The organism is Brachyspira pilosicoli, assembly GCF_019402445.1.
GTDB lineage: Bacteria > Spirochaetota > Brachyspiria > Brachyspirales > Brachyspiraceae > Brachyspira > Brachyspira pilosicoli_B.
Map to the genome: position 1 here is coordinate 1 of NZ_SRZM01000123.1, position 4,442 is coordinate 4,442.

At 29.2% G+C, this 4,442-nt stretch carries 3 protein-coding genes and 1 tRNA gene; 1 reads left to right on the forward strand and 3 read right to left on the reverse strand.

Features of this window, described 5'->3' with window-relative positions; all coding sequences use genetic code 11:
- Nucleotides 1–219 precede the first annotated feature (219 nt).
- The 3 genes from E6A48_RS04875 to cyaB form a co-directional block, all read right to left on the reverse strand.
- A complete protein-coding gene (locus E6A48_RS04875; RefSeq protein ID WP_219708923.1) occupies nucleotides 220–1,314 on the reverse strand; it encodes a M15 family metallopeptidase in 1,095 nt (364 codons plus the stop codon).
- A gap of 34 nt (nucleotides 1,315–1,348) precedes the next feature.
- Nucleotides 1,349–1,421 (reverse strand) — tRNA-Val (locus E6A48_RS04880).
- 139 nt (nucleotides 1,422–1,560) lie between these two features.
- Nucleotides 1,561–2,109 (reverse strand): class IV adenylate cyclase, encoded by a 549-nt coding sequence (gene cyaB / locus E6A48_RS04885; RefSeq protein WP_219708924.1) that lies wholly within the window; start codon nucleotides 2,107–2,109, stop codon nucleotides 1,561–1,563.
- 157 nt (nucleotides 2,110–2,266) lie between these two features.
- Here cyaB and aspS point away from each other — a divergent pair, with 157 nt between their 5' ends.
- Nucleotides 2,267–4,030, forward strand: coding sequence for an aspartate--tRNA ligase (gene aspS / locus E6A48_RS04890; protein ID WP_219708926.1), 1,764 nt, complete (start codon nucleotides 2,267–2,269; stop codon nucleotides 4,028–4,030).
- The last annotated feature ends 412 nt before the right edge of the window (nucleotides 4,031–4,442 follow it).

Here is a 4,442-nt window from a genome sequence, read left to right on the forward strand (position 1 = left end):
CCTACTCGGTGGTGACCCAAAGAAGCAAAAAGACTGCAGTTTTAAGACAAATTTATAGTATTCACACATTTAATGCATATTCATAAATATAAAACAAAACACTTGCACTTTTTGGTTCTTTGACGAAGTCCGCACCGCGTAGCTGCGGGAAAAAGAACAATAAAAAATTGAAATATCATAATAAAACAATTTAAGAAATATACTTTTTAATGCTATTAATTAATATAAACCGTATTCTTTTATGAGTCTGTAAAGCTCTTCTTCATCTTCTTTTATTCTGTTGTATATTATAAGTTCTGGTCTATACTCAAAATGCACAGTGTCATAATTATGCCATTTACCACCCCAAATAAATCCATACTTCTCAAAAATTTTTACAACCTCTTTAGGTGGATTCCATCTATCATTAAAAGGAACAGCATACCACTCTTTATTGTTCACTCTAGTCCAAGCCCAGTATATTTGCTTGCCATTACTTCTTTTAGGAAGCGTGTCAACAGCAACTCCATAACTATGATAGCTTCTGCTTGCACTTTTTGATATTATTTTCCATACATATCCGCTAACTGTTTTTAATGATGCTAAATAATTTTTTACTTGAACATTAGTTTGAGCCATAGATTTAACTTCTACACTCGCATTGGAAAGAGGCTCTACTATATAATCATGTATGCTAGTTCTATATCCTAATATGCTTACTGTTTTTATATGCCTCATCATAGTCTTAGGAGAAGAACCATCATAAAGTGTATTTAAAAAAGTGTTATTAATAATTTTTTTGTTATTAATTCTTCTTTTATAATATTCCTGAAGCTCTAGAGTTCTTTCAGGTGTGGCCTTTTGTATAACAGGAAGACCGTTAACAGGATATGAATAAAAACCAAAACTTATATAATTATCAGCATTAGATATATCTTCATCTGTTAAAAGTTTACCGTCAGCCCAATTAAACCAAATATCATCTAAATAAAATCCTATTTCTCCATTTCTTATTATAGGCTTTGATATTCTATTAGAATAAGCTAAATGCAAAGATAAAATCTCTAATACCCCATCTTTCATACTTACACTACTAATAAGTCTTTTTTTCTCCTCTGCTCTTTGTTTTTCCATTGAGAAAGTTTCCATATTTGCAGATATATTAGTTGTATAGTTAAAATATATTCCTACAAGTGAAGCAACAGAAAGCACCATTATAATAATAACAGCAAATAATATAGAAATATGTTTAGTAATTTTTTTAATAAGAAAAGTAAGTAAGATTAATAGAAAAAGAATAGCTACTATAATTAAAAGATATTCAAAACCTGCCATATACTAAAAAATAATGTAAACATTTAGAAGACTTTGGGCGATGACGGGTTCGAACCGCCGACCTAGTGCTTGTAAGGCACCCGCTCTCCCAGCTGAGCTAATCGCCCTTATGTTTTAAGACTTAAGTATATTAACATATACCTTAAAAAAAGTCAAGCATATATTAAATCTTTTTAACATAAAAACAAAGCCTAACTTATAAACTTAAAAAATTATGATTTATTCTCGGAAATAATATATAATTCTTTAGCATTTTTTAAGCATATCAATATACGCTCTTGTTTCTATATCTTTTTCATCTATTCCTATTTCTTGTAATATTTTTTTTAATTGAGAAACCTGATTCTCTACACTCTCTTCACTATTTAAAAACTCTATCTCTATAAAATCTCCTAAACCTTTTATCTTTGACACTTCCACCAAAGAGTTTTTATATGTAAAAGCATAACCTTTCTTCTCTTTTTTTACATACTCTCTATAGCCTTGAAGTGATGATAAAAAATTAATTATGAATCTTGCCTTCTTCTTACTTACTTTTATCTCTATCTCATCATTAACTTCAACCCCGTCTACTATTTTTCTATCTTTAGAGCAAAATGTATAGCCTCCATGTTCTACCCTAAGCCTAATGCAATTTTTTAACTTTATATCATCATTTAAAATATCATCATTTCTAGCATAATAAATATCTTTTTTAAAATACTTCTTTTTAAACTTTGCATTCTTATAAAGAAAACTTAAAGTATTTTCAAAATCCCTAACATGAGCTTTTATTTCTATTTCATTGTTTACCATAAATATTATTATATTAAAACATAATAAATTGTCAAAAATAATTTTTTGAAAATTCATTGATTTTTTTAGCAACTATAATATAATCATTATGTTTATTCAAAAAAGAAATATATCTTATTTTTTATAATAAAAAATATCAATAAAAAGAGGAATTAATATGCGTTTTAAAAGTGCCTATAATGGAATATTAACAAAAAATGATATTGGCAAAGAAGTAAAACTAGCTGGTTGGGTCTTAAGAAGAAGAGACCATGGTGGAGTAATATTTGTAGATTTGAGAGACAGAACAGGTTTTGTACAAATAGTATTCAATCCTGAAATAAGCAAAGAAGCACATAATGACGCTCAAGATTTAAGAAGCGAATATGTTATAAGTGTAGAAGGTAAAGTAAGAGCTAGAAGCGAAGATATGATTAACCCTAAAATTCCTACTGGTGAAATAGAAGTTATGGTTGAAAAAATGGAGCTTCTTAATACTTCTGAAACTCCTCCTTTCTTACTCGAAGATGATATTGACACTGGTGAAGATATAAGATTAAAATACAGATATTTAGACTTAAGAAGAACTAAAGTATTCAACAACCTATATAAAAGATTTGAAATCACTAATGCTTTTAGAAAACATTTAGCTGATAATGGTTTTATAGATGTTGAAACTCCTATATTAAATAAGAGTACTCCTGAAGGTGCTAGGGACTTTCTTGTTCCTTCAAGATTAAATGCTGGAGATTTTTACGCATTACCTCAATCTCCTCAAATATTTAAGCAAATACTTATGATTGGCGGTTTTGAGAGATATTATCAAGTTGCTAAATGTTTCCGCGACGAGGATTTAAGAGCCGACAGACAGCCTGAATTTACTCAAGTTGATATTGAAACTTCTTTCCTTAATACTGATGAGTTTTTATCTATTATGGAGAAAGTTGTTTCTAATATAGTTAAAGATGTTTATAATATAGATTTAAAAACTCCATTCCCTAGATTAAATTATTATGATGCTATGGAGATGTATGGAAGCGATAAGCCTGACACTAGATTTGAATTAAAACTTATTAATGTTGAAGATGCTGTTAGAGGCTGTGATTTTGCAGTATTCAAAAATGCATTAGATAACAAATTTATAATAAGATGTTTGAATGCTAAAGGCGGAGTTGATAAATTAAGCAGAAAAGATATTGATGACTTTACTAAATATGTTGGTATATTTGGTGCTAAAGGTCTTGCTTGGATGAGAGTTACTGAAAACGGACTTGAATCTAACATCGTTAAATTCTTCTCTGAGGAAAATCAAAAGAAAATATTAGAAGTTACAAAAGCAGAAAAAGGCGATTTACTCTTCTTTGTTGCTGATACTCCAAAAGTTACATTTGATGCTTTAGGTAATTTAAGATTAAGAGTTGCTGAGAAATTAAACTTAATAGATAAAGACAAATTAAACTTCTTATGGGTAGTAGAGTTTCCATTATTTGAATATGACCACAAAGAAAAGAGAATATCAGCTACTCACCACCCATTTACTGCTCCTGTACCTGAAGATGTTGCTATACTTGAAAGCGAACCTTTAAAAGTAAGAAGTGATACTTATGACTTAGTATTAAACGGCAACGAAATAGGCGGCGGCGGTCAGCGTATATATGACAGCAAAGTACAAGCTACTATATTCAAACTTTTAGGCATAGATGAAGAAAAAGCTAAAATAAGATTTGGTTTCTTACTTGATGCTTTAAAATATGGTGCTCCTCCTATGTGCGGTATGGCTTTTGGTATAGACAGAGTTATAATGTTGTTACAAAAACAAGACAGTATAAGAGAAGTTATAGCATTCCCTAAAACTCAGAAGGGACAATGTTTGATGAGCAGCTGTCCTTCTACTGTTGATGCCGACCAATTGGAAGAGCTTCATTTGAGCATAGAAGAATAACAGAAGAATAATTATAAATATAAAGCCTCTTAAAATATAAGGGGCTTTTATTTTTTATTAAACTTACATGTCTTTTTTACAACTTTTACGAAGTCATCTTTAGCGTAGGCACAAAAAAGTTAATAGTTAAAAAACAAATTTAGTTTTTATCAACTTTTCCCGTGGCACACCGCAGGCGGACTTCGTCAAAGTTGCAAAAGCACATAGTAATATAGATTTAATATTATTATTAAATAAATCTTTTTTGTAACTTTGACGAAATCTAAAAACAAAAATTTTCGGTATATAACTTTTAAATTTTTAATACTTTGTATTTTATATATTGTTTAATAATTTTCATAATACTGTATAATATAGCAAATAGCTTGAGGATTATTTATGGATAACACAAACAATAACACAAACAATAACA